Source organism: Streptomyces katrae (assembly GCF_000966975.1).
Classification (GTDB): domain Bacteria; phylum Actinomycetota; class Actinomycetes; order Streptomycetales; family Streptomycetaceae; genus Streptomyces; species Streptomyces katrae.
The window spans coordinates 1-3721 of record NZ_JZWV01001366.1; the positions used below are offsets into that span (position 1 = coordinate 1).

The window sequence follows — 3721 nt, forward strand, 5'->3', positions numbered from 1 at the left end:
GACGCGAAGAGCGCACTCATCACCCTCGTCGAACACGCCCTCATGGCACGGCTCAAGTAACAGCCGTTACCAGGCGAATTCGTGGAGGCGGGCTGTGTCATAGGACACGGCCCGCCTCTGGTGTTCATAACGTTTCGACAGAGAATTGCCCCTCGCCCGGACACTGCGTGCGTTCGCCCGGTGCCGCTGTGCGCACAACTGGCCCTATTTTTGCCGCAGCTCGCTCTTTATGTCCGATTTATGTGGGACGTAAGGCTCTGCGAATGGCCGATTCCAACTGTTTGGAACACGGCGCTTCATCGTGCTGGAATTCAACGAACTAGCTAGTAGCACCGCCGAGAGGTTGTTGGTCGAGTGAGGCGAAGCAACTCGAGCCCCGCGGTTGAACCCGCGCGTGGCAACTTCACCCCGCCGCCGCGCGGGGCCACGTCGTCCGTCGACGTGCCCGTGGAACCGGTCGCGGGCGGTGGCAGCACCAGCAAGCTCTCCCCGCGCAACTGGCGCGTGCCGACGCGTCTGAACGCCATCCTGCTCGTGCCCGTCCTCGTCGGACTGGTCATGGGCGGCTTCCAGGTGAAGGGCTCGATCGACACCTGGAACGAGGCGAAGGACGCGGAGAAGACCGTCCGCATCGTCCAGGCGGCCGCCGAATACGGCCAGGCCCTCCTCAACGAGCGTGACCTCAGCGCCGAGCCGCTCCTCAAGGGCGACCGCGGCAACGAGGCCGTGCTGAAGGCCTACGCCGCCACCGACGCGGCCAAGGCCAAGTTCGCCTCGGCCGTGAAGGACATGCCCAAGAAGCAGGGTCTGGAGCGCCGCCTCGAACTCTTCCGCCAGGAGGAGCCGAAGCTGGAGCAGGTCCGCAAGACGGCCTACGCCGTCCCGGAGACCGCCAAGAAGAACCTCCCCTCCCAGGCCGGCCCCGTGCCGACCGAAGAGGGCTACGTGCTGGTCCAGCACTACCTCATGCAGTTCTCCAACGAACTGGGCCTGGGCACGGGCAACGTCACCAGCTACGGCCGCATGGTCTACGCGGTCGAGCTGGCCAAGGCGGCCAACTCGCTGCAGCGCTCCATCGGCACGCACCTGCTGGTCCGCCCGAACGAGGACGAGAACGTCCGCAAGGCCCAGCTCGTCGCCTAGCTCGTCGCCTTCTCCTCCTACGCCTACCTCGAAGAGATCGCCGCCGGCGAGTACGTCGCCGCCGGTACCGAAGAGGACACCAAGCGGCTCCAGGAGGTCATGCGCAAGAAGTCCCAGGAGGGCGCCGCCAAGCTCGCCCAGGCCAAGCAGGCCGCCGAGCAGGCCGGTACCCCCTTCAAGGCCCCTCCCGTGGTGAACGGCTCCGCCCTCACCGGCATGACCGAGGCGATAGCCGGCGGCGACAAGCCCGCCAAGCTCGCCCTGATCGGCGTCACCCCCCAGGCCTGGCAGGCCGCCGCCACCGCCAAGTTCGACGGCTACGCCGAGGTCGAGCAGGAGCTGCTCGACAAGGCCGTCAAGGACACCGTCTCGGTCTCCGACGAGGCCCAGCGCGACGCCGTCCTGACCGGTGCCATCGTGGTCGTGGCCCTCCTCGCCGCCTTCATCCTGGCCGCGATGATGGCCCGCCAGATGAGCCGCTCGATGCTGCGCCTGCGCACCTCCGCCTTCGACATCGCCGAGCAGCGCCTGCCGATGCTCGTCGACCAGCTCTCACGCACCGACCCGGGCAAGGTCGACACCCGTGTCGAGCCGATCCCGATCAACTCCCAGGACGAGATCGGCGAGGTCGCCCGCGCCTTCGACCAGGTCCACCGGGAAGCGGTGCGGCTCGCCGCCGAGCAGGCCCTCCTGCGGGGCAACGTCAATGCGATCTTCACGAACCTCTCCATGCGCAACCAGTCGCTGATCGAGGGCCAGCTGACCCTCATCACCGACCTGGAGAACAACGAGGCCGACCCGGACCAGCTGGAGAACCTCTTCCGCCTGGACCACCTGGCCACCCGTATGCGCCGCAACGGCGAGAACCTCCTCATCCTCGCGGGTGAGAACCCGGGCCGCCGCTGGGACCAGCCGGTCCCCCTCGTCGACGTCCTGCGCGCCGCCTCCTCCGAGGTGGAGCAGTACGAGCGCATCGAGCTCTCGGGCGTCTCCGAGGCCGAGATCCACGGCCAGGCCGTGACCGACCTCGTGCACCTGCTCGCCGAGCTGCTGGAGAACGCCACCACGTTCTCCTCCCCCCAGACCAAGGTCCGGGTCAACGCCACGCGTCTGCCCGACGGCCGTGTGATGATCGAGATCCACGACAAGGGAATCGGCCTCACCGCCGAGGACTTCGCGGACATCAACCACAAGCTGGCCAACCCGCCGACCGTGGACGCCGCGATCTCGCAGCGCATGGGTCTGTTCGTGGTCGGCCGGCTGGCGGACCGCCACAGCATCCGCGTCCAGCTGCGCCCCTCGGGCGAGCAGGCCGGCACCACCTCGCTGGTCATGCTCCCCGACGCCATCACCCACGGTGGCGGTGGCGAGGGCATCCCGGACGACGACTTCACCGTCTCCTCGATCATCCCCGAGCAGCAGGCCCAGCAGGCCGCCCCGCTGCGCACGGCCGCCGAACTCGGCTTCGACGACTCCCGCTACGAGGCCCACGGCGGCCCGGGCGGCGAGGAGAAGCCGGTCGACCCGGTGGTGCGGTCCCTGGGCCGCGAGGAGCGCCGGGCTGCGCTGGAGGCGCAGCTCAACTTCGGGCAGGAGCAGGACCGGCAGCCGGAGCAGCAGCATTCCGCCGAGGGCTATCCGGAACCCCAGCCCGAGCACGCGTACCAGCCGTACCAGGAGTACGAGCAGCCGACCGCGCAGGGCTACGAGGCCCCGTACGAGGAGCAGGCCCAGCAGCAGTCCTACGAGGCGTTCCCGGAGCAGGGCTATGCCTATCCGGAAGTCGGCTACCAGGACGGCCAGCAGCCCGCGCAGGCGTACGACGGCGGCTACGCGGAGCAGTCTCCGCAGGCCGCATGGCCTGAGCAGAACGCCTACGCGGAGGCCTACCAGCAGGACTACGGGAACGAATCGGAACCCCCGGCCGCTCCCGAACCGGCCCTGGACCGCGTAGGCTTCGACCGTCCGGGCGCCGCTGCCGACACCGGTCACGCGTTGACCGGAGCGGGCCTGCCGCGACGTGGCAGCCAGCAGCAGTGGGGTTCGGGCCAGAAGGAAGCGGAGCCCACCGGTTCCCTCTTCGAGGCAAGGCCGCAGCGACAGCAGCAGCCCGCCGAACCGAAGGGGGCCCCGGAGGACGAGGCGGCCGGCGCGGGCTGGCGCTCGACGAACGACGAGCGCTGGCAGCAGGCCGGCAAGCTCCGTGAGCCGAAGGCGGGCGGGGTCACCTCGTCCGGTCTCCCTCGGCGGGTGCCCAAGGCCAACCTGGTCGAGGGCGCTGCGGAGACGACCCCGCAGGGCGGCCCCCAGGTCTCCCGCGCCCCGGAGGACGTGCGCGGCAGGTTGAGCAACCTGCGCCGCGGTGTCCAGCAGGGACGCAGCGCGGGTTCCGAGCAGTCAAGTAACAGCTATGACCAGGAGCGTTAGTGTGAGCGCGATGAGCCAGGCGGCGCAGAACCTGAACTGGTTGATCACCAACTTCGTGGACAACACCCCCGGGGTGTCCCACACGGTGGTGGTCTCCGCCGACGGCCTTCTGCTGGCGATGTCCGACGGATTCCCGCGCGACCGCGCCGAT

1 protein-coding gene and 1 pseudogene are annotated in these 3721 nt (G+C 69.2%); both read left to right on the forward strand.

Annotation, left to right across the window (positions count from 1 at the left end; translation table 11 throughout):
- Positions 1 to 354 precede the first annotated feature (354 nt).
- A pseudogene (locus VR44_RS37305) lies at positions 355 to 3570 on the forward strand (sensor histidine kinase).
- 10 nt (positions 3571 to 3580) lie between these two features.
- Positions 3581 to 3721: roadblock/LC7 domain-containing protein (locus tag VR44_RS37310; RefSeq protein ID WP_211275213.1), on the forward strand; the 141-nt coding region annotated here is incomplete at its 3' end.